Here is a 24,056-nt window from a genome sequence, read left to right as displayed (position 1 = left end):
CTGCGCTTCCTGCGATCAGATGGCGGCGATCAGATCGGCGACGGCGGTGCCGGCCGCCCGGCTGGTGACCAGGGAGGTGGTGTCGCCGAGTTTGCGGTAGGCGTGGGTGGCCAGGCAGGCCCGGGCGACGTCCGCGTAGTCGGTGGCGGCCGGGGTCCCGGCGATCGCGTCCACGGTGGCGGTGTCCTGCGCCTGGGCGGCCAGACGCAGCCGGGATTCGAGGTCGACGAGTTCACGCGCCGCTTCGCGGGCGCCGTCCGGGGTGGTGGGGAAGGCCGGCAGGGAGGCCGGTACCACCGGGTCGCCCACGATCTTCCGGGCGAGCGCGCTCTCGTTGTCGTAGAAGTGGAAGGTGCCGGACTGGTGGATGTACCGGCCCGCGGGTACCCCGAGCAGACCGGCGGCGTACTGCTGCATGCCCATGAAGAGAAAGGCGTCGTAGGGCAGGACGGTCAGCGCCTGCTGGGCGCGCATCACGGTGAGCCAGATGAGGGCCCCGTCCCGCAGGAAGAGGTGCACGCCCACGGCGCACGGGTACTCCCGCGACTGGCGGAAGTTGTCCTGCGGCTCCAGGACGAGGGCGAAGGCCCGCCGGTGGGCGGGGTCGCGCTCGATGCGGCCGACGACCTCTTCCAGCTGGTTGCCGTTGGCCGTGACCAGCCGGTGGCCGAAGGCTCCGCTGAGCGTGTGCTGGTCGTCCGAGTACTCGTGGGCGCCGCGGCGGTAGTACGCGGGCGTCTCCACGTCGTTGCGCCCGTCGAGCGACCAGGCGAGGAGCCCGAAGCAGTACGCGAGGTTCACCGGCAGGTGCGGGGTGACCGCGAGACAGGAAGTGGGGTCCTCGACCGTGCTGCGGTGAGCGATCAGCTCACGGTAAGGGCGGTCGTTCCGGCCGAAGTCCGAGGCCTTCGAGAGCGGGTCGCGGACGGACGGGACGTCGTTCCCCTCGTCCAGGACGGCCTGCAGACCGGACGTATACGAATTGGCAAAAGAATGGAAAACATCCATGCCGCATTCCCCTTAAATGTGAAATGTGCGCGAGGGCGGCGCGCGAAAGCTCACCTCGCGCAATTCGGACAAAGCATCGTGGTCCCTTGATCACCTGACCGATCGATCCCACACCAGCCGTTCATCGTTGTCAACCGGCCCTGGTGCACGGCATTTTGGAACTGTCACGACCTGCGAGGCATCGGAATCGGCGGATTCGTTTTCGCCATTGACATCCACGGGAGAGCCCCTGCTAGTGTGCGCGCTTGAATTTCCCGTAGCTACCTCACTGTCGGGGGAATGGGGTCAAACAATGGCTGGATTCAGCCGCTCCGCACCGTCATGGCTGGATGAGCGATGGCGCATCGGGTGGGGCACGGGCGTGGTGCTCGTGACCTACGCGGGGCTCATCGCCTTACGCCCCGCATCGGAGCACGGCGTGGGCGGCCCGATCGCGCTGCTGGCGCTGGTGGGTTACACGCTCGGCGCCCTGCTGATCGTCTCCGGCGCCGTGGCCCGCCTGCCCGCCACCACCGTGGCCCTGCTGCCCGTGGCGATCACGGTGAACATCGTCATGGGCAAGATCGTCTACTTCAGCGGTCTCCCCCTGCAGCTCGATTCCATCGGGACCGTGCTGGTGGGAGTCGTAGCGGGACCTGCCGCGGGCGCCGCGACCGGGGCCCTTGCCAGCGTCATCGTCGGCATGACCATCACACCCGGTGCCCTGCCGTACGCCGTGACGGCGGCCATGATCGGCTTCACCGCCGGCATGCTGGCACGTGCGGGGCTGTTCCGACGGCTGCCCACGGCGGTGCTCGCCGGTGGCTTGATCGGTGTGGTCGCGGGCGTCATCTCAGCACCCATCACCGCCTTCGTCTTCGGGAACGCCGGCGGATCGGTGGGCCAGTCGGCCCTGATCGCGACCTTCCAGGCGTTCGGCAACGGGATGCTCAAGGCCGCCACCCTGCAAGGACTGGTGGCGGACCCCCTGGACAAGGCCCTGACGGTGGTGCTGGCGATGGCCATCCTGAAAGGGCTGCCACCAGGCTTCCTGCACCGCTTCCCCTTCGTCCGGGACCGGCACGTCCTGGCACCCCGGCCCGACCCGGTGAGGGCGGGGTGAGCACCGTGCGGGACAGCCCCCACGCGACAGGCGATTCACTTGTCCACCGGCTCAGCCCCCTGACCAAATTGACCTTCGCCGTCACCGTGACCGTCTGCGCTTTTGCCGTCGTGGATTACCGGTGGCCCCTACTGCTGTTCTGCGCCCTCATCCTTCCGGCCGCGATCGCCGCAAAGGTGTTACGCAGATTCCTGCTCATGCTCGCCACGTTCTGGGTTCCGGTCGCCGCAATACTCTTTGTGGTCCAAGGCTTCTTCTTTCCCGAAGCACATGACGTCATCGCCCGATTCGGCCCGCTGGAACTCAAGAGCGAGGGGGTCGCCTACGCCCTCCTTACGGCGCTGCACATCCTGGTGCTGATGGGCGGATTCTTCCTGCTGCTCCTTTCCACGCACGCCGCGACCCTCATGAGCGCACTGAGCGAGCGCAATGTGTCGCCGAGTCTCATCTACATCGTGTCGGCGGCACTGCAGATCGTGCCGACACTCAGCCGGCGCGCCACGCGGATCCTCCACGCACAGCAGGCACGCGGCCAGGTGATCCACGGTCTGCGCGGCCGGGCGCGCGCCCTCGTGCCCCTGGTGGGGCCGCTGATCCTCGGCGCCTTCACCGACGTGGGCGAGCGCGCCGCCGCCATGGAGACCCGGGGCTTCGGCGCCACCCGGCGCCCGACGAGCCTCATCACGGTTCCTGACAGCACGGCGCAGCGGAGCGCGCGCGCCGCGATGATGCTCTGTGCCGTGGCCGCGGTCACCGTGAACGTGTGGGGAGTAATGCGTTGATCGAAATCAAGGGTTTCTCCTTCACCTATCCGACCGGCTCCCGTCCGGCCCTCCACGACATCGGGTTCGACGTCGGGCCGCACGAACTCTGCGCCGTGGTCGGCGCGAGCGGCGCGGGCAAGAGCACCTTGGCCGGCGTGGTGAGCGGCACCATTCCCCATCTCACCGGGGGCACGACGGAAGGGCTGGTCCAGGTCAACGGCCGGGATCTCGCCGATACCTCGCTGTCCGGACTGGTGGGCGAGGTCGGGCTGGTCATGCAGAATCCGTTCAACCAGATATCAGGCGCCCGCTTCTCCGTACGCGAGGAGATCGCCTTCGGTCTGGAGAACATGGGTGTGCACCGGGACGAGATGGCGTCCCGGGTCGACACCGTCCTGCACGACCTCGGGCTCACCAAGGTGCGCGACCGCTCCCCGTACGAACTCTCGGGCGGACAGCAGCAACTGCTGGCCATCGGGTCCGTCCTGGTCATGCGTCCGACCGTCATGGTCCTCGACGAGCCGACCTCGCAGCTGGACGCGGCCGGGAGCGCGCTGGTCTTCGAAGCGCTCGGCACCCTCAAGGAGCAGGGCATCACCACCCTGTTGATCGAACACCGGATGGAGCGCCTGGCCCGCGCCGCCGACCACGTCCTCGTCCTCGACGGGGGCACGATCGTGGCGAAGGGCTCACCCGGCGAGGTACTGGCGGACGAGCGGCTGGAGGAATGGGGGGTCGCGCCACTGCGCTACACCGTGGCCGCGCGCCGGGCCGCGGCCAGGGGGCTCTGGCCGGACGCCAGGCATCTGCCGGTCACGCTCGACGCCGCCGCCGAGGGATTCGGCGCGCCGGTGACCCACCTCGACCGAGGAGACCGGCGATGATCGTACGGATCGAGTCCCTGACGTTCCGTTACCCCAACGGGACCACGGCACTGGACGAGGTGTCCTTGTCCCTCGCGGCCGGCGAACGCGTGGCGATCGTCGGCCCCAACGGCGCGGGCAAGAGCACCCTCGCCCGTCACCTCGTCGGCATCGAACGCCCGGCCTCCGGATTCATCGAGATCGCGGGGCGGCGGACCGACGGGCTCGGCATCGCCGAACTCGCCCGCACCGTCGGCTTCGTGTTCCAGAATCCGGACGACCAGCTCCACGCGGCAAGCGTCACCAAGGAGGTGGAGTTCGGCCCGCGCAACCTCCGCTTCGCCCCCGCGCGACGTAAGGAGCTGGTCGAGTCCGCCCTGCGGAGGACGGGGCTGGCGCAGTCGCGCGACACCCATCCCCACCACCTGTCGCTCGGCGAACGCAAACGGGTCGCCCTGGCCTCCGTCCTGGCCATGGACACCCCGGTCGTCGTCCTGGACGAGCCGACGACCGGGCAGGACCATGCGTCGGTGGTCCTGCTGGGGAAGCTGGTCGACGACCTCGGGGCAGCCGGCCGGACCGTACTGGCCATCACTCACGACATGGACTTCTGCGCCGAGCACTTCGACCGTGTGATCGTCCTGGAGGAAGGCAGGATCTCCTGGGACGGGCCGGTCGACCGCTGGCTGGCGCAGGCCGCGGATACGGCCGGCCAGGCTTTCGAACTACCCCAGATGACCCGGCTCGGCCGGCGCCTGGGATGGGAGGTGCCGGTGTCGACCGTGGCGGGCTTCCTGGAACACCTCACCCCCGGGGCCGGCCCCGCGCCGGTGGTGTCCACCGCCCCCTGACACGACGCGCCCCGGTCCAACGAACTCGGCACACCTCCTTGGACCGGGCGCGGCGCCGTCGTCCTCCTGAAGCGCGGCGGCAGTGCGACGGCGGTGACGAGCCGACGACGACAGCTCGTGGGAGCCGGGTGCGTCAGGTATCCGGTCACGGGGCTCCGGTACAGCGGGGAGGCCGCGGCGGCCCGAGGCGTGGCAGCCCTGGGGGCCTCCGCGGTCCGGAGTGGTTAATCCCCATAACTCCCTTACGGCGGCGTCTGGCTGGGTATGCCGGACGGCCGGGCAAACATTGACAGTGCACACACACCCCTCATAAAATTGACACATCAAGTGTTTGTTGTGCGTGCGAAACTCCAGGGACGGCCGACATTCGACTGCGCCGAACCACCGGGGCGCAACCACGTGTTCATTGTGAGCACCCACTTGCCGAACATCAGGGCCGGTCGATAGCACTGCCGCTATGACGACACGCTGACCCACCACTGTGCGTGCCAGGTATGCGGCCGCATCGATTACTGGAGAAACTCCCATGAACCGCAAACTTCTGGTGCTTGCAGCTGCGGTCAGCCTGCTCTCTCCAGCTCTTTCCGCCTGTGGCAAGGAAGAGGGCGTATCCATAGTCGTCGCCACCACCGACCAGTTCGTCGCCACGAAGGACGCCCCGGCGCCGCTCGACCCCGCGTACACGTATGACACCAGCACCTGGAACCTTCTGCGGCAGACGATGCAGACCTTGATGGTTCAGCCCAAGGGACAGGGTGAACCGGTTCCGGAGGCCGCGGAGAACTGTCTCTTCACGGACAAGGGGAATGAACGCTACGCGTGCACACTGCGCAAGGGCCTGCAATTCTCCGACGGGGCCCCGATCACGGCCACCGATGTGAAGAGCTCCATCGAACGGTCCCTCAACATCAATGCCGACACGGGTGTCGCCGCCCTGCTGAACACCATTGACACGATCGAGACGAAGGGGAGTCGCGAGGTCATCTTCCACCTCAAGACGGCCGACGCCACTTTCCCCTACAAACTGACGACACCGGTCGCGAGCATCGTCAACCCCAAGGAATACGACCGGAAGAGCCTGCGTGACGGCTTCGATGTGGACGGCTCCGGCCCTTACACCTTCAAGGCCGACGTCCGGAACAATGCGATCACCGGCATCACCTACGCGAGGAATCCCCGCTACCGCGGAAGCCTCAAGGTGAACAACGACAAGGTCGTGCTGCGCGTCCACAAGGACTCAGACGCCATGGGGGCCGCTATCGACAGCGGCAAGGTCGATGTCATGATCCGCACGATGTCGCCGTCACAGATCGACGGACTGGACGCGGGAACGGACAAGAACGTCGAGCTCGTGGACCTTCCCGGTCTGGAGATTCGCTACCTCGCCTTCAACACCACCGCCTCGACCCTGAAGGACAAGGCGGTCCGCCAGGCAGTCGCCCAGATCATCGACCGCGACGAACTGGTCGCCAACGTCTACAGCGTGCAGGCCGATTCGCTGTACTCGTTGGTCCCGGCGTTCGTCACCGGTCACACCAACTCCTTCTTCAACAAGTACGGGGAGCCGAGCAAAGCCAAGGCGAAGGCCCTGCTGACCGGAGCCGGAGTCAATACCCCGCTGAAACTGACGCTGCATTACACGACGGACCACTACGGATCCGCCACGAAGCAGGAGTTCGAGGAGCTGCGCAAGCAGCTCAACGACAGCGGTCTCTTCGACGTCACCATTCAGGGCCACCCCTGGGCGACGTTCAGGCCCGCCGAGCAGAAGGGCGAGTACGACGTCTTCGGGATGGGCTGGTTCCCGGACTTCCCGGACGCGGACAACTTCGTCGCCCCCTTCCTCGACAAGGACAACTTCCTCGGCCTGCCCTACTCGAACACGACCATCCAGCGCTCGCTGATCCCGCAGACCCGGCGCGAGGCGGACCGGTCCGCGGCCGCGACTCCCCTGGCCAAGATCCAGGACACCGTCGCCGAAGACGTGCCCATCCTGCCCCTCTGGCAGGGCAAGCAGTACGTCGCCGCACGACGCGACGTCACGGGCATCGCCTACGCCATCAATTCCTCTTCGGTGCTCCAGCTCTGGGAACTCGGCCGCGGCTGAACCGGGCGCGAGGACCGAACCGGGCCCGCCGGCGCGAGGGCTGACGAAGCCCGGACGCCGGCCGGGCCGCCTCTTCGGTGAGGGGCGGCGGCCCGCGGGATGCGCGCCCCGGCGCGAAGCACCCCTGGGGCAGGTCGAGTGCGAGGCCGCAGGGGTAGCGTGTGCGCCATGAACTCTGGTACCACCGTTGAGCGCGCTCAACGCTTCAAGCAGCTGCACGCCGAGAACAGGCCGCTCGTGCTGCCGACCGTATGGGACGTCTGGTCGGCGCGCACGGCAGTCGGCGCCGGGTTCCCCGCGCTGACCATCGGGAGCCACCCGCTCGCCGACTCCCGTGGTGCCGCCGATCACGAGGGGCAGACCTTCGCGGAGGTGATCGACGCCGTCAGGCCCATCATCGCGGCGGTCGACGTCCCCGTCTCCGTGGATCTGGAGGCCGGATACGGCGAGGACCCCGCGGACCTGATCGCGGGCCTCACCGAGGCCGGAGGCGTCGGCCTCAACATCGAGGACACCGTGCACTCCGAGGGCGGCCGCCTGCGCAGCACGCAGGAGCACGCAAGCTACATCGCCGCCCTGCGTGCGGCGGCCGACAAGGCGGGCATCCCGGTCTGGATCAACGGGCGTACCGACCTCTTCCTGCACGCGGACAAGGCCTCCGACGTCCTGGACGAGGCGATCGAGCGGCTGCGGGCCCTGGAGCAGGCGGGTGCCGACAGCGTCTACCCGGTGACCATCCAGGACGACGACGACCTGCTCACGGCCGTGACCGGCGCCGTCGGCGTCCCCGTGAACTCGACGGCCCATCCCGTCAAGCACGACCTCGAACGCTTCCGCCGCCTCGGCGTCGGCCGGATCACCTACGGCCCGCTCCTGCAGTTCGCGATGACGGACGCCATGAAGGACATGCTCAAGCCCTGGGCGCCCTGACGGCCCTACCCGTGCGGCGGGCCGGCCGTTCCGTCGCACGCGGAAGCGCGGCGGGCCTGCCGGTCCGGTCGACCCGCCGCACGGGTACACGCCCTCAGCCCAGCAGCATGTGATGGAGCATCATCAGCCCGGCAGCCATGCCGGCCGCCGGTATCTCACCGCGCGCGATCATGTCCGGCACGAGCTTGAGCGGGATCCACTCACGGCGCGAGGACTCGAAGGCGTCCGCCGGATGACCGGTGTACGTCGCCTCGCGGGACCAGAAGAGGTGGTGCCGCGCGTCGATGAGGCCGCCGGCCGGCTCCACCGTCATCAGCGGGAGCAGTTCGCCCGGGCGCCAGCCGGTCTCCTCCTCCATCTCCCGTGCGGCCGCGGCGGCGATGTCCTCGCCGTCCTCGACCACGCCGGCGGCGAGCTCCCAGCCCCAGCTGTCGGTGATGAAGCGGTGCCGCCACAGGAGCAGGACCTCGTTCGCCTCGTTGACGACCGTCGCCGCGGCGACGGCCCGGAGCCGGATGAGGAAGTGGTCCAGGTGTCGGCCGTCGGGGAGTTCGACATCCGCCAGATTGACCCGGAACCAGGGGTTCTCGTACACGGTCTGCTCATTTAAGTTCGTCCACTGCACAGTTCTGCCACCTTCCGACTGGTCGATGGCAACATCCGAGCAGGCTCCGGCTCGCGGGGGAACGTGCGGAGACCTCCGGCGCACGGCTCACAGAGGCACGCGCAGCGCCCCTTCGATGACGTCGGCCGCCGCTTCGGCCGCGGCGCTGCCGCTCGCGGCCAGATGTTCACGGACGGACCGCATCCGGTCCCGGAGCCGCTGCGAGTCCATGCCACGGGCGCGTTCGGCCATTTCGCACGCGGTGCCGGCCGCCCGGTCCGCCTCGCCCTGCAGCAGTTCCAGGTGGCTGAGCATGGCCAGCCTGTGCACCGTCCCGCGGTCGTGCGCCGGAGAGCGTACGGCCGCGGCGGCGTGCTCCCGGGCTCCGACGACATCGCCCAGGTTCAGCAGCGCCTCGGCCACCTGGACGTTGACCAGGCCGGGCTGGACGTAACCCGTCTCGTCCGGCTCGCTGCCCGTCCCGATGCGGCCGGCCTGGGCCTCGGCCCGGCGGATGCACTCCAGGGAGCCCCGGTGGTCGCCCAGTTGTGCGTAGGCCTTGGCCTGCATGGCGCGCAGGTCGGCGGCGAGCGCCGGGGTGATGTGCGGTCCCGCCGCCCTCAGGGCGGCTTCGGCGAAGGCGACGGACCGGCGGAAGTCGGCCAGGTACAGCGACTGGTTCACGAGGAGCGCGATGACATAACCGCCGAGGCCCCGGTCCCCGCTGGCCTTGGCCAGGCGCAGGGCCTGGTGGAAGTAGCGCTGGGCCAGCCCGTGGGCGTCCGAGTCGTACGCGCAGATGCCGGCGAGAGCCACCAGCCCGGCGGTCGCGCGGTGCAGCCGGCGGCCGGTCGCGTCGCTGTAGCCGCCGCGCAGCAGCGGAGCGGTCTCGGCGTTGAGGAACCCCACGACCCGGGACCTGGTCGCCATGCCTCCCGCTTTTCTGTACATCTGTTCGTAGTGGGCGCGGGCGGCCCGGAGCATCGCTATGTCGGCCATGCTCACCCGTGAGGGCCCGGGACGGGACACGTCCGTGTCCTCGGGCGGGTTCTCCCACTCCCACACGGGCATCACCGCCGTCGTGCCCGTGACGGCCGGCACCGCCGCGAGGTCCGGGCGCTGCTGGTCGTCGGAACGCCACAGGGCGGTCGCGTGCTCGACGAAGCCGGGGAGCCCGCCCCCGTGTGGCGCGGTGTACGCCCCGGAGATGCCCATGCCGATGTCGTCGAGCGTGACCGGCCGCCGCAGACGGCGGCCGAGGACCTCGCACAGCAGGTCGGGGACCTGGCCGCGGGGACGCTGGCCCTTGAGCCAGCGGGCGACCGCCGTGTGTTCGTACCGCAGGGACAGCCCGCGGGCGCGGCCGGCCTGGTTGACGTGACCGGCGAGTCCCGCCCGGGACACACCCGCCTCGTCGATCAGGGATTCGAGCAGGACGTTGGGCTCCATTGCCCCCCCATGTGCGCGTCGCGATGAGCCTAGTGGAGCACGATTCACACGGGGTGTGAACGGAATGCCCGAACCGTCCCCCTGTGCACTCTGCCGCGCCGGATCACCGCTCGCTTGAATGAGTGCCTCGCAAGAGGCGGCCGGGTCGTCGGCTCCCCCTCGTACAGTTCGACGACCCGCACCCGCGCCGTTCGTCCGCCGGCCTGCCCGACACTCCGTGGCGGCACGGACGGCGCCGGACCGCACAGCCCACTGCCCCGATGACAGCCGGGCCCGTGTGCGGTCACCGGGCCGTCCCGCGAGAACGGAGAGGGGCGTGTCCGGTGGCCGGACACGCCCCTCTCCACATGGGTGCCTAGGCGCCGCGCAGCACCGCGCCGGTGCGCTCGGCGGCCAGGGCGACCGCCGTGTCGCGGGCCGCGGTGGCCTCCTCGACCGTGAGCGTGCGGTCCGGGGCACGGAACCGCAGCGCGTACGCCAGGGACTTGTGACCCTCACCGATCTGCTCGCCGGTGAACACGTCGAACAGGCGCAGCGATTCGAGCAGGTCGCCGGCGCCTTCGCGCAGGGCCTTCTCGACCGCGTCGGCGGGCACGTCCGCGGCGACGACGAGGGCGACGTCCTGGGTCGCCACCGGGAAGGTGGAGATCCGGGGAGCCTGGAGCGCACCGTCGACGGCCTGCTCCAGGACGTCGAGCTCGACCTCCATGGCACAGGTCCGCTCGGGCAGGTGGAGCTCCTTGACGACCCGCGGGTGCAGTTCGCCCGCGTGCCCGAAGAGCGTCTCCCGGCCGTCGACCGTGACGTACAGGGCGGCGCAGCGGCCGGGGTGCCACGGGGCGTGGCGGTCGGCGCGGACCGTCACCTCGACGCCCGCCTCGCGGGCGATCGTGCGGGCCGCCTCGACGGAGTCCGCCCAGCCGGACGGACGGCCGTCGCCCCACCAGCCGGCCTGCTCGCGGGCGCCCGCGAGGACGACGGCGGCACGGCGGGGCTGGCGCGGCAGCGTGGCGTCCAGTCCGGCGATCTCCTCGTCGGTCGGCCGGCGGTCGACGGGGAGCCGGACGGCCTTCGTCTCCTCACCGGTGGGCCTGAAGACCAGCCCGGTCTCGAAGAGCGCCAGGTCGTGGCTGCCGCGGCCGTCGTTGCGCCGCAGTGCGCCGAGCAGTCCCGGCAGCAGCGTCGTGCGCAGCGCCGGCTCCTCGTCGGAGAGCGGGTTGACGAGGTCGACCGTGCGGCGGCGGTCGTCGTCCTGCTCCAGTCCGAGCTGGTCGAGGACGGCCGCACCGATGAACGGGTAGTTCAGCGCCTCGACGTAACCGGCACCGGCGAGCGCCCGGCCGATGCGGCGGTGCAGCCGCTGGCGGTCGGTGAGCCCGCGCCCGGAGGGCGGCGTCGGCAGCGTGGACGGGAGGTTCTCGTACCCCTCCAGCCGGATGACCTCTTCGGCGAGGTCGTTCGGCGCGGAGAGGTCCGGACGCCAGGACGGCACGGTGACGATGAGATCGTCCTGCCCGTAGACGTCGCAGCCGACCTCCTGGAGGCGGCGTACGACGGTCTCGCGGCCGTACGCGACCCCCGCCACCCGGTCGGGGTGGCTCGCGGGCATCGCGATGGTGCGGGGCGCGGACGGTGCGGTGATCTCGGTGACGCCCGCCTCGGCCGTGCCGCCCGCAAGGAGGACCAGCAGGTCGACGGTGCGCTGCGCGGCGGCGGCCGCGGCCTGCGGGTCGACGCCGCGCTCGAAGCGCTTCGACGCCTCGGAGCTCAGCTTGTGGCGGCGTGCGGTCCGCGCGATGGTGATCGCGTCGAAGTGCGCGGCCTCGATGACGACCTCGGTGGTCCCGGCCTCCTCGGCCGTGTCCGCGATCTCCGTGTCGGCGCCGCCCATGACGCCCGCGAGGCCGATCGGCCCGCGGTCGTCGGTGATGACGAGGTCCTGGGCGTCCAGGACGCGCTTGGCGCCGTCGAGCGTGGTGAGCTTCTCGCCCTGCTGGGCGCGGCGCACGCCGATCGCGCCGTTGACCCGGCTGCGGTCGTAGGCGTGCAGCGGCTGGCCGAGCTCCAGCATCACGTAGTTCGTGATGTCGACCGCGAGCGAGACGGTGCGCATCCCGGCCTTCTGCAGCCTGCGCTGCATCCAGATCGGGGAGCGCGCCTCGGGCCGCAGGCCCGTGACGGTGCGCGCGGTGAAGTTGCTGCAGCCGATCGGGTCGGACACCTTCACCGGGTAGCCGTGCGCGTTGGGCGGGGGGACGTCCAGGAGCGCCGGGTCGCGCAGCGGCAGCCCGTAGGCGATGGCGGTCTCGCGGGCGACACCGCGCATCGACAGGCAGTAGCCGCGGTCCGGCGTGACGGCGATGTCGAGGACCTCGTCGACGAGCTCCAGAAGCTCGATCGCGTCGGTGCCGGGCTCGAACTCCGGCGGCAGCACGATGATGCCGTGCGTGCCGTCGTCGCCCATGCCGAGCTCGTCGGTGGAGCAGATCATGCCGTGCGACGTCTTGCCGTACGTCTTGCGCGCGGCGATCGCGAAGTCACCGGGCAGCACGGCGCCCGGGAGGACCACGACCACCTTGTCGCCGACGGCGAAGTTGCGGGCGCCGCAGACGATCTCCTGCGGCTCGCCGGTGCCGTTGGCGTCGCCGACGTCCACGGTGCAGAAGCGGATGGGCTTCTTGAAGCCCTCCAGCTCCTCGATGGTCAGTACCTGTCCGACGACGAGGGGGCCCTTGAGCCCGGCGCCGGTCTGCTCCACGGCCTCGACCTCGAGACCGACGGTGACGAGCTTGGCCTGTACGTCACGGCCGGATTCCGTCGCCGGCAGGTCGACGTACTCCCGCAGCCAGGAAAGCGGGACGCGCATCAGATCTCCATCCCGAACGGCCGGGTGAACCGGACGTCACCCTCGACCATGTCTCGCATGTCCTCTACGTTGTGGCGGAACATGAGCATCCGCTCGATGCCGAACCCGAAGGCGAATCCGCTGTACTTCTCGGGGTCCACACCGCAGGCGACGAGCACCTTCGGGTTGACCATGCCGCAGCCGCCGAGCTCGATCCAGCCCTCGCTGCCGCAGGTGCGGCAGGGGCGGTCGGGGTTGCCGACGGACTCGCCGTGGCAGACGTAGCAGACCATGTCCATCTCGGCGGACGGCTCGGTGAACGGGAAGAAGTTCGGCCGCAGCCGGGTACTCACCTCCGGGCCGAAGAGCGCCTGGACCATGTGGTCGAGGGTGCCCTTGAGGTCGGCCATGGTGAGGCCCTCGTCGACGGCGAGCAGCTCGATCTGGTGGAAGACCGGGGTGTGCGTGGCGTCGAGCTCGTCGGTGCGGTAGACCCGGCCCGGGCAGACCACGTAGACCGGGGGCTTGCGGCTGAGCAGCGAGCGCGCCTGGACGGGCGAGGTGTGCGTCCGCAGCACGACACCGGACTCGTCGTTCCTGGCGCCGTCCGCGCCCCGGACGAAGAAGGTGTCCTGCATCTGGCGTGCCGGGTGGTCCGGCACGAAGTTCAGGGCGTCGAAGTTGAACCACTCCGCCTCGACCTCGGGGCCTTCGGCGATCTCGTAGCCCATGGCCACGAAGACGTCGGCGACGCGCTCCATGATGGTCGTCAGGGGGTGGCGCGCGCCGGCCGGGGTGCGGTCGTAGGGCAGCGTGACGTCCACGGCCTCCTCGACGAGCACCCGGGCGTCACGCTCGGCCTCCAGCTCGGTCTGCCGGGCGGCCAGCGCCTTGGAGACGGCGCCGCGGGCCTGGCCCACGCGCTTGCCCGCCTCGGCCTTGGCCTGCGGGGGCAGCGCGCCGATCTCGCGGTTGGCGAGCGACAGGGGGGAGGTACCACCGGTGTGCGCCGTCTTCGCCTGGGCGAGCGCGTCGAGGTCGCCGGCGGCGGCGAAGGCGGCGAACGCCTCGTCCCGCATGCGCTCGATCTCTTCCGGTTTCAGTGCCTCGACCTCGACTGGGTCGTACGACTTGTTCGGTGCCGACATCTCTTCCCGTGCTTCCGATTGGCTGATACTGCGCTGAACCGGGGACACCCCGGACTTCGCGGTCCCCGCTCGACGACCGAGGACGCAAAGGTGCCAAAGGTCGAGTCTACGGTCCGCGGGACTGCGAGGGAGCCCGTGGGCCGCTCAGGCCCCCTGGGACAGGTAGGCCGGCGCGCTCACGGGCAGGATAAATCGGAACTCGGCTCCGCCGCCGGGCCCGCGGGCGACGGTGATCGTCCCGCCGTGCGCCTCGACGATGCCCTTGACGATGTAGAGGCCCAGGCCGGTCCCGCCCCGCTTGCTCCCCCGCCAGAAACGGGTGAAGACGCGGGCCATCGACTCCTCCGGGATGCCGGGGCCTTCGTCGCTCACGGTGACTGCCGTTCCGCTCTCGTCGCTCTTCGCCGGTGCGGGCGCAGGGGCGATCTCGATTGTGACCGTTCCCTCGCCGTGGCGCACCGCGTTTTCGAGGAGGTTGCCGAGGACCTGGTCGACCTTGTCGGGGTCGGCCCAGAGCATGGGCAGCGGATGGCGGGTGTGCACGAGGAAGCGGTCGGGCGCCTGGCCGTTCGCGGTGTGTGCCTGGATGTGGCGTTCGACGGCCGCGGAGACGTCCACGGGCTGGCGGCGCAGTTCCAGCCGTCCGGAGTCGATCCGGGAGATGTCGAGGAGCTCGGCGATGAGCCGTGTGACACGGTTGGCGTCCGCGTCGACGGTCTCCAGCATGAGGCGCTTCTGGTCGTCGGTGAACCGCTCCCACTTGGCCAGCAGTGTCGCGGTGAAGCCCTTGACCGAGGTGAGCGGGGAGCGCAGTTCGTGCGCGACGGTGGCGATCAGCTCGGCGTGGCTGAGCTCGGTGCGGCGCCGGGCCTCGGTGCCGCGCAGTGAGACGACGAGCCGGCGGACGGGCCCGGTGGGGCTCTCGCGCACATAGCGGGCGGACACGAGGACCTCGCGGCCACCGGGCAGCAGCAGGTTGTGCTCGGGCTGGCCGGTCCGCGTGGAGAGCCCGTGGTACGGATCGGTCAGGGCCCACCAGCGGCGTCCCTTGAGGTCCTCGAGGGGCAGGGCCTGCTCCAGCGGCAGTCCGATGGCGGTGGCGGCGGGCGTGGCGGTGATCCGGGCGGCGGCCGCGTTGAAGCAGATGACGCGTCCGGCACCGTCGGCGACGACGAGGCCGTCGGGCAGGTCGTCCGGGTGGACGCCCAGGGCGGAACCCCCGGTGGCCGGGTCCTCGCCGGCCCCGTCGGTCAGGGCGCGCGCGGGGGGCGTGTGTGCCGCTCGCGACCCGCTCGTACCGACAGCCATATCCCGTACCCCACCTCTCGAACCGGTGCAGTGGGCCCCCGAGTTCGTCACCCTACTAGGCGTCGGCGGACGAGCGACACCCTGCGGCGGCGCACCGGCGCCTGTGGCCGGTATCGGGCGGCGGGGTCCCGGCCGGCGGGGCTCTCAGACGGTGCGGCGCGGGCGCTGGGCGCGGGCCGAGGCGTAGAGGCACACGGCTGCGGCGGTGGCGAGATTGAGGCTCTCGGCCTTCCCGTGGATCGGCACCCTGACGACCGCGTCGGCCAGGGCGCGCGTCTCCTCCGGAAGACCCCAGGCCTCGTTGCCGAACACCCAGGCGGTGGGGACGCCCATCGTGCCGGCGTCGAGTTCGTCGTCGAGGTCCCTGTCGCCCGCGCCGTCCGCCGCCAGGATGCGCACACCGGCGTCCCGCAGGCCCCGGACCGCCTGCTCCACGGGGACGCCGACGGCCACCGGAAGGTGGAAGAGGGAGCCGACCGAGGCCCGTACCGACTTGGGGTTGTAGAGGTCGACGGAGGCGTCGGTGAGGACGACGGCGTCCGCACCCGCGGCGTCCGCGCAGCGCAGGACCGTGCCCGCGTTCCCGGGGTCGCGCACGTTCGCGAGGACGGCGACCAGGGTGGGCTTCGCGGCGAGGACGTCCGCGAAGGGCGAGTCCAGGAAGTGGCAGACGCCGATCAGGCCCTGCGGGGTGACGGTCTGCGAGACGTCGGCGAGCACGTCGGCGTCCGCGAGGCTCACCCGGGCTCCGGCGTCGCGGGCGGCGCCGATGATGTCGGCGTAGCGCTCGGCCGCCTCGACGGTGGCGAAGAGCTCGGTCAGCGTGGGCCGGCCGTCGCCGCCGCGGTGCGCGGCCGCCTCCCGCACGGCCTGCGGCCCCTCGGCGATGAACCTGCGCTCCTTGCCGCGGAAATTACGCCTGGCCAGCCGGCGTGCGGCGGCGATTCGCGGCGATCGCGCGGAGATCAGTTCGGGGGTGCCCATGGTCGGCGGCGGGCCTCTCTGCGTGGTGCGGCTTCTCCGCGTACGTCTCCGCGGGTACGGCCGGCGGCGTACGCGACACGTGGTGGAACGCACCGGACCCGCAGACGGCACACGCCTGCGGGTCCGGCTCGAAACGCTGGAACGTTCGAAGTACTGCCTGGATCAGGCGGCCTTCGGGGCGTTGACGTCGCTCGGGAGGGCCTTCTGGGCGACCTCGACGAGGGCGGCGAACGCGTTGGCGTCGTTGACCGCGAGCTCGGCCAGGATCTTGCGGTCCACCTCGATGTTGGCGGCCTTCAGACCCTGGATGAGGCGGTTGTACGTCATGCCGTTCTGGCGGGCGGCCGCGTTGATGCGCTGGATCCAGAGCTGACGGAAGTCGCCCTTGCGCTTCTTGCGGTCGTTGTAGTTGTAGACCAGGGAGTGGGTGACCTGCTCCTTGGCCTTGCGGTACAGGCGCGAACGCTGACCGCGGTAACCCTTGGCGGCCTCGAGGATCGCCCGGCGCTTCTTGTGGGCGTTTACTGCCCGCTTGACGCGTGCCACTTTTAACTCCTTGCAGCGGGGCTGGGAATCACGTTGTCGACTCACCAAGCCCGGAAACGAATTGGTCCCGGTCGGATCGAGGTCGCGCCTCCGGTTGGACCGGAGGCCGCGGCCTCACTTGCCGAGAAGCTTCTTGATCTTCTTGGCGTCGGCCGGAGCCACGACGACCGTGCCGGTCAGCGAGCGGGTCTTCTTGGACGACTTGTGCTCGAGCAGGTGGCGCTTGCCGGCCTTCTCACGGAGCACCTTGCCGGAGCCGGTGATCTTGAAGCGCTTGCTGGCACCGCTGTGCGTCTTGTTCTTCGGCATAGCGCCGTTATCTCCTCGTCAGTGGCGCCCCTCGCGGTGCGGGCACCGGAATGCAGGGGCGTCAGATCTTTGGGTGGTTCCCGAGGGACCCGGGGGCGCCTGGATGGCGGCCCCCGGAGGTCACGACTCGGAAGGTGTCTCGGCCGGAGCCTCGGCCGCTGCGGCCGGGGCCTCAGCGGTGTCACCCTCGGACTCGGCGCCGGGGGTGGACCCCTGGCGCTCCGCCTTGCGGGCGGCCTGGGCCTCACGGGCCTCGGCCATGGCTTCGGTCTTCTTCTTGTGCGGGCCCAGAACCATGATCATGTTCCGGCCGTCCTGCTTCGGGTTCGACTCGATGAAGCCGAGGTCCTCGACGTCCGAAGCGAGACGCTGGAGCAGTCGGAAGCCCAGCTCGGGACGGGACTGCTCACGACCGCGGAACATGATCGTGATCTTGACCTTGTCCCCCTGCTTGAGGAACCGGACGACGTGACCCTTCTTGGTGTCGTAGTCGTGCGGGTCGATCTTCGGCCGGAGCTTCATCTCCTTGATGACCGTGTGCGCCTGGTTCTTGCGCGCCTCACGGGCCTTCATGGCCGACTCGTACTTGAACTTCCCGTAGTCCATGAGCTTGCACACGGGGGGACGGGCTGTCGCCGCCACCTCGACCAGGTCGAGGTCGTACTCCTGTGCGAGCTCCAGGGCCTTGGCAAGCGGAACAATCCCGACCTGCTCGCCGCTGGGACCGACAAGTCGCACCTCGGGAACGCGAATCCGGTCGTTGATGCGGGGCTCGGCGCTGATGGATCCTCCTCGGTAGCACCACGCGACCGCCTGGCGGACAGCCACGTAACGTCTTCTGTGAGACCAACCGAGCCGGGAAAGCAGAAAAGCCCCGGACGGGACACAGGCGGGGCTCCAGGCACATACCGGAACACCGCCGCGTCTACCGCGGGGCGCATCGGGCAGCTCCATCGTCCGTACGGAACGATGGTCGCCACCAGACCGGTGACCCGCCATCCGTGAGGACGGTCGGGTGGGAGATCGGAGCCTCCACTTGTGGGCCGAGCACATAGGTGTCCGGCCGGTCGTGATACAAGACTAGCAGCCCGGTCGCGCGGGCGCTAATCCGTCCCCCGGCGGCTCCCGCGGGAAGGACGCGCACGGCCTGGCCTTATCGTGTGGGCATGAGCGACACGACCTCCCCCAGCACCGACAACCCCGGCTTCGACGACATGGCCCGCGACATCGCGGAGGTCCCCGCGGTCGAGGTGATCGTGACCGTGGCGGTCAACCTGATGAGCGCGGCGGCGGTGAAGCTCGGCCTGACCGAGGAGGGCGAGCAGCACAAGGACCTCGACGAGGCCCGCAAGCTGGTCCACGCGCTGGCCGGGCTGCTCGACGCGAGCGCCACCGAGATCAGCACCTTCCACGCCTCGCCGCTGCGCGACGGACTGAAGTCGCTCCAGCTCGCCTTCCGTGAGGCGTCCCTCGTACCGGACGAGCCCGGCCAGGGCCCCGGCGAGAAGTACACGGGCCCCGTCTACGGCTGAGGGCTGTACGGGAGGGCCTTCGAGGACCTCCCGTCCGGCAATCCCGCGCCCGGCCGTCCGCGCGCCGCACATGAGCCCGCCGCCTGTCCGACAGGCGGCGGGCTCATGTGCGTCAGCGGATGAACAGCGGTTCGCCGGGGGCCTCGGCGCCGGCGGGCAGCAGCGCCAGGTCGAGCCCGCGCACCAGCCGGGCGCGCAGGACCTCACTCGCGGACAGCGCGTCGGCGACGCGGCGCGCGGCTTCGGCCGCCACCGCGTCCGGGGCGAGGACGAGGGCCAGGGTGCCGTCGGCCCGCCCGGGGCCGAGGTGCGCCCGGAGCACCGTGGGCTCGGCGACGACGGCCTCCCGCACCGCGCCGACCACGGCGGGGTCGTCGAGCGGATCCGTGCTGGTCCTGTTCTCGGCCAGAGCCAGGAGCGCCGGGCCGGTCAGCTCGAAGGCGACCGGTCCCGCCAGGTCGAGCACCACGGTGTCGGCCTTCTCGTGCGCGGCGGCCTGCAGCGCCTGGTGCAGGGGCACGGCGACGGGGCGTGCCCCGGCGTCCCAGAGGGCGAGCGAGGCGGTGGAGGTGAAGGCGGGCAGGGCGCGCCGGTCACCGGCCTGCAGCGTCGGCACGGCCATGTCGCTGGTCTTCTCGCGGCGCAGCCCGGCCCCCCGGCGCCCGTCGGCGCCCTTCCCGTGGTCTTCGTGTCCCTCCTCGACCTCCCCCAGCACGGCGACGACCGGCACGAGGAGCCGGGCGCCGCGGAGTGCCGCGAGGACGGGGCCGACGGCCGTCCGGTCCTCGGCCCAGGCGGCGAGGGCCGCCGCCAGTTCGGGCGAGGCCGAGCCGTCGTCGTCGGAGAAGCCGGAGTCCGGGATGTTCTTGAGCGCCACACGACGAGCCTAGTGGGTCGGTCGTCCCGCCTCGGCGACAGGTCGGGCCCGGGCTGCCGCCTGCCGCGCCGCCCGGGGGCCGTCCCGTGACGGAGCGCACGGGCCGGCGGTCCCCCGGTCCTGGTCGCGCCCGAACAGGTGCGGGGGCGACGCGCTGTCCGGCCACCCGGCCCGCTCAGCCGGCCCGCCGGCCGGTTCCACCGCGGGAGGTGCGTGCCCGGTGGGTCGTCCGCCGGATGACGCGGCCGCCCCGGTGGCCGCCGTATCGTCCGCGTCGAGCCCGCCGGCCGGGTCGGGCCGGAGCGAGGAGCCCGACGTGGATCTCGACGCGGAGCTGGCCGGCGCGCTGGCGCCCCTGGCGGACGGTGCCGACGTGTCGGTGGCCGTGCTGGACACGGAGAGCGGCGAGCGTGCCGCGTACGGGGACGAGGCGTACGACACCGCCAGCATCGTCAAGGTCGGCATCCTGGCGGCGCTCCTGCTGCGTGCGCAGGACGAGGGGCGGAAGCTGAACGGCGCGGAGCTGGCGTACGCGGAGGCCATGATCCGGCGCAGCGACAACACCTCGGCCACCGGGCTGCTCAGGGTGATCGGTGGGGAGGAGGCGCTCGACGCGGCCCACGGGCGGCTGGGGCTGACCGCGACGAAGGCCGCCCACGCGTGGGGCCTGACCCAGACGACGGCCGCCGACCAGGTGCGGCTGCTGGAGGCGGTCTTCGGTGCGGACTCGGAGCTGTCGGCGGGCTCTCGGGCGTATCTGGCGGAGCTCATGGAGGGGGTCGAGGCGGACCAGGAGTGGGGGGTGTCCGCGGCGGGCACGGACTGGGCGCTGAAGAACGGCTGGATGCCGCGCACGACGACGGGGCTGTGGGACGTCAACAGCATCGGGCGGGTGGCGAGCGGCGGTCACACCCTGCTGGTGGCGGTGCTGTCGCGGGGGCACGCGACGAAGGAGGCGGGCGTCGCCGTCGTGGAGTCCGTCGCGAAGGCCGCGGCCGGGGTGATGGGTGCGGTGGCCGCGTCACGCTGACTCCGGCGCTGCCCGCGCGCCTCGCGGGCGGGTCTCACTTTCGGGTCGGCACCCTCTCGGTCCCGGTGTCCGTCAGCGGGGCCCGCCGACGCCGGGGACGTACGGCGTGTTCCGCCGGCCTGCGGTGTTCCTCCCCCGCCACAGCACGACGGCCAGGGCGAGGAGTACGGCTCCGAGGCCGCCGGCCGCGGGCGCGAGCAGTCCGGCCGGGTCCTCGTCATGGCGCTCGGGGGCGGGGCCCGTGCCGAAGTACCGCTTGCGGTAACCGGCCTCGGCGGACCGGGCGTTCGGGGCGTCGGGTCGCGTCTTCGCGCCGGCCTCGATCGCGGCGGCGGGGTCGACCAGGCCGTAGCCGCGGGCGTCGTCCCGCCCGCCGGCGGGTGAGTTGCGGGCGGTGTCCGCGAGCAGGGTCTTGATCTGGGCGGGTGAGAGTCCCGGATGGGCGGCGCGCACGAGCGCGACGGCGCCGGAGACGAAGGCCGACGCGGCCGAGGTGCCCCACTCGATGTAGTAGTGCCGGTCGGGGTTGGCCACGACCACGTCGACGCCCGGGGCGCTGACGGTGGCGTACCAGCGACGAGTGGAGAAGGCGGCGTGCGTGCCGTACTTGTCGACGGCGGCGGCGGCGATCACGCCGGGATAGGCGGCGGGGTAGGAGATCCTGTCGCCCTTCTCGCCGCTGTTGCCCGCGGACGCGACGACGGCCACGCCCTTGCCCAGGGCGTACTGCACGGCGGCGTCCTCCCCGGGCTCGGGGTGGGCGGACTTGCTGTCGTCGCCGAGGGAGAGGTTGATGACGTCGGCGCCGTGGTCGGTGGCCCAGCGGATGCCCTCGGCGAGCGCGGTGCCGCGTGACTCGCGGGCCTTGGTGCGTGACGGGTCGTTGGATTCGAGGATCACCCGGACCGGCAGGATCTTCGCCCCGGGCGCGACGCCGAGTACGCCGTCACCCCGTCCGGGACCGTTCCCCCGGCCCGCGATGATGCCTGCCATCGCCGTGCCGTGCAGGGCCCACGAGCGGTCGCCGCGCCCGGCTCCGAAGCCTATGAAGTCCTTGCCCGGCAGCACCTGCCCGGCGAGGTCGGGGTGCTGGTCGTCGACGCCGGTGTCCAGGACGGCGACGGTGATCCCCTCGCCCCTGGTGGTCTGCCAGGCCCGGTCGGTGTGCAGGGCCTCCAGGCCCCACTGCTGGTCCCGGATCGCGTCCGCCCGTGCGGGCACGGCGGGCAGGACCACGAAGGCGGCGGCCGTGGCCGCCGCGACGAGCGCCCGGCGGGGGCGGGGGCGGGGGCGGGTCACTCCGGCTTCTCCGCGAGCGTGGCGACGGTCCTGCGCAGGGCGCGTTCGATCCGGTCGGCGACGCCCTTCGCCTCGTATCCGAGCCCGGCCTGGGCGGGGACCGTGGCGGCACCGGCCGCCATGGCCGCGGCGGCGGGCTGCGGCTCGGCGACCGTACGGCCGTCGGCGAACCCGGAGACCGAGAACACGACGACGGGCACCTCGGTCAGGACGTGGACCGTCCAGCTGGCGCGCTGCCGGTCGCCGAAGCCCGCGGCGACGGTGCCCGGGACGGGATGGGTACGGGGCATCAGGTCGGTGCGGTCGCCGAGCTTCTGCGACGCGAACCGCGTGCCGAGCGCGCTCATCGAGGTGGCGTCCGCCTCGGTGAAGACCAGGCCGACGGTCGTGACGCTGCTGCGGGTGGCGTCGGTGTAGGTCGCGCGCACCAGGCGCTCGCAGCCGACCGGGCCGAGGGCCCTGAGCAGCAGCGGATCGAGCCCCGCCGCGCATCCGCCGTCACCGGCGACGCCGATCCGGGTCCAGACCCGGTCGGTGGCCCCGGGGCCCGCGCCGTCGCCCTTCAGGGAGCGCGGGAAGAGGGTGTCGACGGGCACGCTGTGCCAGGCGGAGCGGCTCGCCGCGTACACGTCGTCGGGGCCGTAGTCCGCCGCGGAGTCCCCGATGAGCCAGCTCCCCGCGACGGCTCCGCCCATGAGCCCGAGGCCGAGCACCGCGCAGACGGCGGCGAGGGCGGTCCTGACGGGGCTGCCCGGCTTGACGGGGCGCAGCCGCGTGGTGGTCTCCGCGGGGGTCTCCGGGTAGGCGTGGTAGGCCCGGGGCGGGGCGGGGACGGCACCGGGGCGCGGGGTGAGATCCACCGCTCCGACGGGCCGGCGCCGGGTGACGGGAGGGGTCGCGGGTGCGGGCGGCACGGCCCGCAGCCGGGTGGTGGTCTCCGCCGGGCCGGGCTCGGCCCGCGGGGCGGGCGGTGCGCTCTCCTGGCGCGTCCCGGGCGGCGCGGGCTCGGTGCGCGGGGGCGGCGGACCCGGTACGGCCGGCGGGGAGGCCGGGCGGGGCGGCACGGGAGCGCGCTGCGCTTCGGTACTCATCCGTCCCCCTGGTCCGCGTCCCCGTACCGCACGGACCACCGTCGGGCACGGGCCCGTCCGTCCGTCGCGTGACGGTCACTCTACGGGGTGGGCGGCGCCCGGTGGGCACGGGAAGCAGGCTCCGGGGGGATCTGCACCGAACGTCCCCTACCCACTGGTACGGCGGTCTGGCAAGCTGCGGCCATGACTGTCCGCACGGCTGACCGGGGCCGCTACGACCGGGCCACCGCCCATCTCGACGCGCCGCTGGCCGTCGTCGATCTGGAGGCCTTCGACGCCAACGCCGACGACCTCGTGCGCCGGGCCGGCGGGAAGCCCGTCCGGGTGGCGAGCAAGTCGGTGCGCTGCCGCGCGCTGCTGGAGCGGGTGCTCGCGCGTCCGGGGTTCGCCGGCGTCATGTCGTTCACCCTGGCCGAGTCGCTGTGGCTGGCACGGGCGGGGTTCGACGACGTACTGCTGGCCTATCCGTCGGCCGACCGGGCCGCCTACGCGGAACTCGCGGCCGATCCCAAGCTCGCGGCCGCCGTGACGGTGATGGTCGACGATCTCGCGCAGCTGGAGCTGATCGACGGGGCCCGGGCCGGGGGCTCCGAGGAGATCCGGGTCTGCCTGGAACTGGACACGTCACTGCGGCTGCTCGGTGGCCGCGTCCGGATCGGCGCGCTGCGCTCCCCGCTGCGCTCCCCCGCCCAGCTGGCGGACCTGGCACGCTCGGTGGCGCGCAGGCCCGGTTTCCGGCTGGTGGGCCTGATGGCGTACGAGGGGCATGTCGCCGGTGTCGGCGACTCGGTGGCCGGCCGGCCCCTGCGCTCGCGTGCGGTCCGGCTGATGCAGGCGGCGGCCCGCAAGGAGCTGGCGGCCCGGCGCGCGGAGGTCGTGCGGGCGGTCCGGGCGGTGGCGCCGGACCTGGAGTTCGTGAACGGCGGCGGCACGGGGAGCGTCCAGCACACCGCGGCCGAGGCGGCGGTGACCGAGATCGCCGCCGGGTCCGGCCTCTACGTGCCCCGGCTGTTCGACAACTACACGTCGTTCACGGCCCGGCCGGCCGCCCTGTTCGCCCTGCCCGTGGTGCGGCGCCCGGGGGTGGGCGTGGTGACGGTGCTCGGCGGCGGCTACCCGGCGTCGGGTGCGGCGGGCGCGGACCGGCTGCCGGTGCCGTATCTGCCGGAGGGGCTGCGCTACGACCCGCAGGAAGGCGCCGGAGAGGTGCAGACGCCCCTGCTCGGCGCCCCCGCCGACGATCTGCTGATCGGTGACAAGGTGTGGTTCCGGCACGCCAAGGCGGGCGAACTGTGCGAGCGCTTCCACGAGTTGCGGCTGATCGAGGGAGACCGGATCACCGCGACCGTGCCGACGTACCGCGGCGAGGGCCTGACGTTCCTCTAGCGGCTGCTGCCGCCGCCGGGGCG

22 protein-coding genes are annotated in these 24,056 nt (G+C 71.7%); 9 read left to right on the top strand and 13 right to left on the bottom strand.

What is annotated here, in order from left to right; translation table 11 throughout:
• Positions 1 to 15: 15 nt before the first annotated feature.
• Positions 16 to 1,008 (bottom strand): thymidylate synthase, encoded by a 993-nt coding sequence (locus ACFYY2_RS11925; RefSeq protein WP_388740612.1) that lies wholly within the window; start codon positions 1,006 to 1,008, stop codon positions 16 to 18.
• A gap of 292 nt (positions 1,009 to 1,300) precedes the next feature.
• On the opposite strand from ACFYY2_RS11925, the gene ACFYY2_RS11920 reads away from it, so the two are divergent.
• The 6 genes from ACFYY2_RS11920 (at position 1,301) to ACFYY2_RS11895 (ending at position 7,625) form a co-directional block, all read left to right on the top strand.
• Positions 1,301 to 2,110 carry a hypothetical protein gene (locus ACFYY2_RS11920; protein WP_388740609.1) on the top strand — a complete coding sequence of 270 codons (810 nt, stop codon included), beginning with the start codon at positions 1,301 to 1,303 and terminating at the stop codon, positions 2,108 to 2,110.
• Positions 2,107 to 2,892, top strand: coding sequence for an energy-coupling factor transporter transmembrane component T family protein (locus ACFYY2_RS11915; protein WP_388740606.1), 786 nt, complete (start codon positions 2,107 to 2,109; stop codon positions 2,890 to 2,892). Before ACFYY2_RS11920 ends, ACFYY2_RS11915 begins: the two co-directional genes overlap by 4 nt.
• Positions 2,889 to 3,758: an energy-coupling factor ABC transporter ATP-binding protein gene (locus ACFYY2_RS11910; RefSeq protein ID WP_388740604.1), complete on the top strand. Its 870-nt coding sequence runs from the start codon at positions 2,889 to 2,891 to the stop codon at positions 3,756 to 3,758. The genes ACFYY2_RS11915 and ACFYY2_RS11910 overlap by 4 nt, the downstream gene beginning before the upstream one ends.
• Positions 3,755 to 4,588, top strand: a complete 834-nt coding sequence (locus tag ACFYY2_RS11905) for an energy-coupling factor ABC transporter ATP-binding protein (RefSeq protein ID WP_388740601.1) — start codon at positions 3,755 to 3,757, stop codon at positions 4,586 to 4,588. Before ACFYY2_RS11910 ends, ACFYY2_RS11905 begins: the two co-directional genes overlap by 4 nt.
• Before the next feature lie 526 nt (positions 4,589 to 5,114).
• Entirely contained in the window at positions 5,115 to 6,695 is a 1,581-nt protein-coding gene (locus ACFYY2_RS11900; RefSeq protein WP_388740598.1) for an ABC transporter substrate-binding protein, read from the top strand.
• A 168-nt stretch (positions 6,696 to 6,863) separates the two neighbouring features.
• On the top strand, positions 6,864 to 7,625 hold the full coding sequence (locus ACFYY2_RS11895) for an isocitrate lyase/phosphoenolpyruvate mutase family protein (RefSeq protein ID WP_388740596.1): 762 nt from the start codon (positions 6,864 to 6,866) through the stop codon (positions 7,623 to 7,625).
• A 94-nt stretch (positions 7,626 to 7,719) separates the two neighbouring features.
• Here ACFYY2_RS11895 and ACFYY2_RS11890 read toward each other — a convergent pair whose 3' ends face one another.
• The 9 genes from ACFYY2_RS11890 to infC all read right to left on the bottom strand — a co-directional run bounded on the left by ACFYY2_RS11890 (position 7,720) and on the right by infC (position 17,646).
• Positions 7,720 to 8,250, bottom strand: a complete 531-nt coding sequence (locus tag ACFYY2_RS11890; RefSeq protein ID WP_388740593.1) for an NUDIX domain-containing protein — start codon at positions 8,248 to 8,250, stop codon at positions 7,720 to 7,722.
• 87 nt (positions 8,251 to 8,337) lie between these two features.
• Positions 8,338 to 9,678 (bottom strand): transcriptional regulator, encoded by a 1,341-nt coding sequence (locus ACFYY2_RS11885; protein WP_388740591.1) that lies wholly within the window; start codon positions 9,676 to 9,678, stop codon positions 8,338 to 8,340.
• 355 nt (positions 9,679 to 10,033) lie between these two features.
• Positions 10,034 to 12,544, bottom strand: a complete 2,511-nt coding sequence (gene pheT, locus ACFYY2_RS11880) for a phenylalanine--tRNA ligase subunit beta (RefSeq protein WP_388740588.1) — start codon at positions 12,542 to 12,544, stop codon at positions 10,034 to 10,036.
• A complete protein-coding gene (pheS, locus tag ACFYY2_RS11875; RefSeq protein WP_388740586.1) occupies positions 12,544 to 13,671 on the bottom strand; it encodes a phenylalanine--tRNA ligase subunit alpha in 1,128 nt (375 codons plus the stop codon). Before pheS ends, pheT begins: the two co-directional genes overlap by 1 nt.
• A 144-nt stretch (positions 13,672 to 13,815) precedes the next feature.
• Positions 13,816 to 14,979: an ATP-binding protein gene (locus ACFYY2_RS11870; protein ID WP_388740583.1), complete on the bottom strand. Its 1,164-nt coding sequence runs from the start codon at positions 14,977 to 14,979 to the stop codon at positions 13,816 to 13,818.
• Positions 14,980 to 15,123: 144 nt separating this feature from the next.
• On the bottom strand, positions 15,124 to 15,963 hold the full coding sequence (locus ACFYY2_RS11865) for a TrmH family RNA methyltransferase (protein ID WP_388740580.1): 840 nt from the start codon (positions 15,961 to 15,963) through the stop codon (positions 15,124 to 15,126).
• Positions 15,964 to 16,125: 162 nt separating this feature from the next.
• Positions 16,126 to 16,509, bottom strand: coding sequence for a 50S ribosomal protein L20 (gene rplT / locus ACFYY2_RS11860; RefSeq protein WP_007457565.1), 384 nt, complete (start codon positions 16,507 to 16,509; stop codon positions 16,126 to 16,128).
• A 114-nt stretch (positions 16,510 to 16,623) separates the two neighbouring features.
• Positions 16,624 to 16,818, bottom strand: a complete 195-nt coding sequence (rpmI, locus tag ACFYY2_RS11855; protein ID WP_030918579.1) for a 50S ribosomal protein L35 — start codon at positions 16,816 to 16,818, stop codon at positions 16,624 to 16,626.
• Between the two features lie 120 nt (positions 16,819 to 16,938).
• Positions 16,939 to 17,646 carry a translation initiation factor IF-3 gene (gene infC / locus ACFYY2_RS11850; protein WP_388740577.1) on the bottom strand — a complete coding sequence of 236 codons (708 nt, stop codon included), beginning with the start codon at positions 17,644 to 17,646 and terminating at the stop codon, positions 16,939 to 16,941.
• A gap of 338 nt (positions 17,647 to 17,984) precedes the next feature.
• Here infC and ACFYY2_RS11845 point away from each other — a divergent pair, with 338 nt between their 5' ends.
• Entirely contained in the window at positions 17,985 to 18,350 is a 366-nt protein-coding gene (locus ACFYY2_RS11845; protein WP_388740575.1) for a DUF1844 domain-containing protein, read from the top strand.
• Between the two features lie 112 nt (positions 18,351 to 18,462).
• On the opposite strand, the gene ACFYY2_RS11840 is transcribed toward ACFYY2_RS11845, so the two are convergent.
• Positions 18,463 to 19,227: an SseB family protein gene (locus tag ACFYY2_RS11840; RefSeq protein WP_388740572.1), complete on the bottom strand. Its 765-nt coding sequence runs from the start codon at positions 19,225 to 19,227 to the stop codon at positions 18,463 to 18,465.
• A gap of 316 nt (positions 19,228 to 19,543) precedes the next feature.
• On the opposite strand from ACFYY2_RS11840, the gene ACFYY2_RS11835 reads away from it, so the two are divergent.
• Positions 19,544 to 20,257 carry a serine hydrolase gene (locus ACFYY2_RS11835; protein ID WP_388740570.1) on the top strand — a complete coding sequence of 238 codons (714 nt, stop codon included), beginning with the start codon at positions 19,544 to 19,546 and terminating at the stop codon, positions 20,255 to 20,257.
• Positions 20,258 to 20,329: 72 nt separating this feature from the next.
• On the opposite strand, the gene mycP is transcribed toward ACFYY2_RS11835, so the two are convergent.
• A complete protein-coding gene (mycP, locus tag ACFYY2_RS11830) occupies positions 20,330 to 21,556 on the bottom strand; it encodes a type VII secretion-associated serine protease mycosin (protein WP_388740568.1) in 1,227 nt (408 codons plus the stop codon).
• The gene (locus tag ACFYY2_RS11825) at positions 21,553 to 22,416 is read right to left on the bottom strand and encodes a hypothetical protein (RefSeq protein ID WP_388741324.1); all 864 of its coding nucleotides are present in this window, start codon (positions 22,414 to 22,416) and stop codon (positions 21,553 to 21,555) included. Before ACFYY2_RS11825 ends, mycP begins: the two co-directional genes overlap by 4 nt.
• 414 nt (positions 22,417 to 22,830) lie before the next feature.
• Here ACFYY2_RS11825 and ACFYY2_RS11820 point away from each other — a divergent pair, with 414 nt between their 5' ends.
• On the top strand, positions 22,831 to 24,033 hold the full coding sequence (locus ACFYY2_RS11820) for an amino acid deaminase/aldolase (RefSeq protein ID WP_388740566.1): 1,203 nt from the start codon (positions 22,831 to 22,833) through the stop codon (positions 24,031 to 24,033).
• Positions 24,034 to 24,056 lie beyond the last annotated feature (23 nt).

Source organism: Streptomyces sp. NPDC001822 (assembly GCF_042892135.1).
In the GTDB taxonomy this organism is placed as follows: Bacteria; Actinomycetota; Actinomycetes; order Streptomycetales; family Streptomycetaceae; genus Streptomyces.
This window is presented reverse-complemented; position numbering and strand designations above follow the sequence as displayed.